We start from the raw sequence: 1,665 nt of genomic DNA on the forward strand, positions 1-1,665 counted from the left end.
GGTTCTTCGCTCTCGGCGGGCATTCGCTGCTGGCGACGCGTCTGGTGGCGCGGGTGCGGTCCGTCCTCGGGGTCGAGGTCCGGATTCGGGATGTGTTCGAGAACGCGACCCCCTCGGCGCTCGTACGTGTGCTGGAGGAGCGGGCGGGACGCGTGCGGCCTGGTGTGGTGGCGTCGGGGGAGCGGCCGGAGTGGGTTCCGGTGTCGTTCGCGCAGCAACGCCTCTGGTTCCTGCACCAGTTGGAGGGCCCGACCCCCACGTACAACATTCCGTTGGCGTTGCGTCTGTCGGGGGCCCTGGACGTCGCCGCTCTGCGGGCGGCGCTGGGTGACGTGGTCGCGCGGCACGAGAGCCTGCGCACCGTGTTCGCGGACTCGGAGCGCGGGGGTGGTCAGGTCGTACTCGACGCCACCGCACCGGAGTTGGTGCTGCGGGAAGTGGAGCGCGAGGAGCTGGACGCCGCGGTGGTCGATGCGGCGCGGTACGCCTTCGATCTCGCGGGCGAGATCCCGCTGCGTACGGAACTGCTTCAAGTGACGACCGATGAGCATGTGTTGATCGTGGTGGTGCATCACATCGCTGCCGACGGCGGGTCGCTGGGCCCGTTGGCCCGGGATCTGACGCGTGCGTACGCGGCGCGCGTCGAGGGAGAGGCCCCGATGTGGGCCGAGTTGCCGGTGCAGTACGCGGATTACGCGTTGTGGCAGCGTGAGGTGCTTGGTGCGGAGGATGATGCGGAGAGTCTGGTTGCCGAGCAACTGGGTTACTGGCATCACCAGTTGGACGGTCTACCGGAGGAGCTGAGCCTCCCCGTCGACCGGCCCCGGCCGGCGGTCGCCTCACACCGTGGTGCGCGTGCGACATTCGAGGTGCCGGGTCAACTGCACACGCGGTTGCGTGAGTTGGCGCGTGCGCAGGGGTGCAGCATGTTCATGGTGGTGCACGCGGCGGTGGCGTCGCTGCTGTCGCGTTTCGGTGCGGGCGAGGACGTGCCGATCGGTTCGCCGATCGCGGGCCGTACGGACGAGAGCCTCGCGGATCTGGTGGGTCTGTTCGTCAACACCCTCGTGCTGCGCACCGACCTCTCGGGCGACCCGACGTTCGCCGAGCTGCTGGGTCGGGTGCGGGATACGGACCTTGCGGCGTACCAGCACCAGGACGTGCCCTTCGAGCGGCTGGTCGAGGCGCTGAACCCGGCCCGCTCCCTCGCCCGGCATCCCCTCTTCCAGACGATGCTGACCTACAACACCAAGGAAGAGCCGGTCGACGCCACCGTCCCCGGTCTGCGCGTTGGCGGGATGGAGTTCGAGACGACCACGGCCCGTGTCGATCTCGCCTTCTCCTTCATGGACCTTGCGACCGAGGGCCCGGAACGCGCGCTTCGGGGAAGCGTGGAGTACGCCACCGATCTGTTCGACGCACAGACCGTCGACCACCTCCTTTCCGGCCTGATGCGGCTTCTCGAGCAGGTGACGGCCAAGCCGGCCGCACGGCTCCTCTCGCTCGACGTCGTGCCGGCCGACGTGGCCGACCGCGTCGTGCGGGTGTGGAACGAGACGGATGTGGTTGTTCCGTCGGGTTCGTTGGTGGAGTGGTTCGAGGCTCGGGTGGGGGAGCGGGCGGATGCGCTCGCGGTGGTGTGTGGTGAGGAGCGGGTCGCGTACG

At 69.1% G+C, this 1,665-nt stretch carries 1 protein-coding gene; it reads left to right on the forward strand.

Annotated features, from left to right (window positions below; translation table 11 throughout):
• Positions 1-92: 92 nt before the first annotated feature.
• Positions 93-1,665: condensation domain-containing protein (locus tag ORI94_RS35185; RefSeq protein WP_266083181.1), on the forward strand; the 1,573-nt coding region annotated here is incomplete at its 3' end.

The sequence above is a fragment of the Streptomyces sp. NEAU-W12 genome (assembly GCF_026242095.1).
GTDB lineage: Bacteria > Actinomycetota > Actinomycetes > Streptomycetales > Streptomycetaceae > Streptomyces.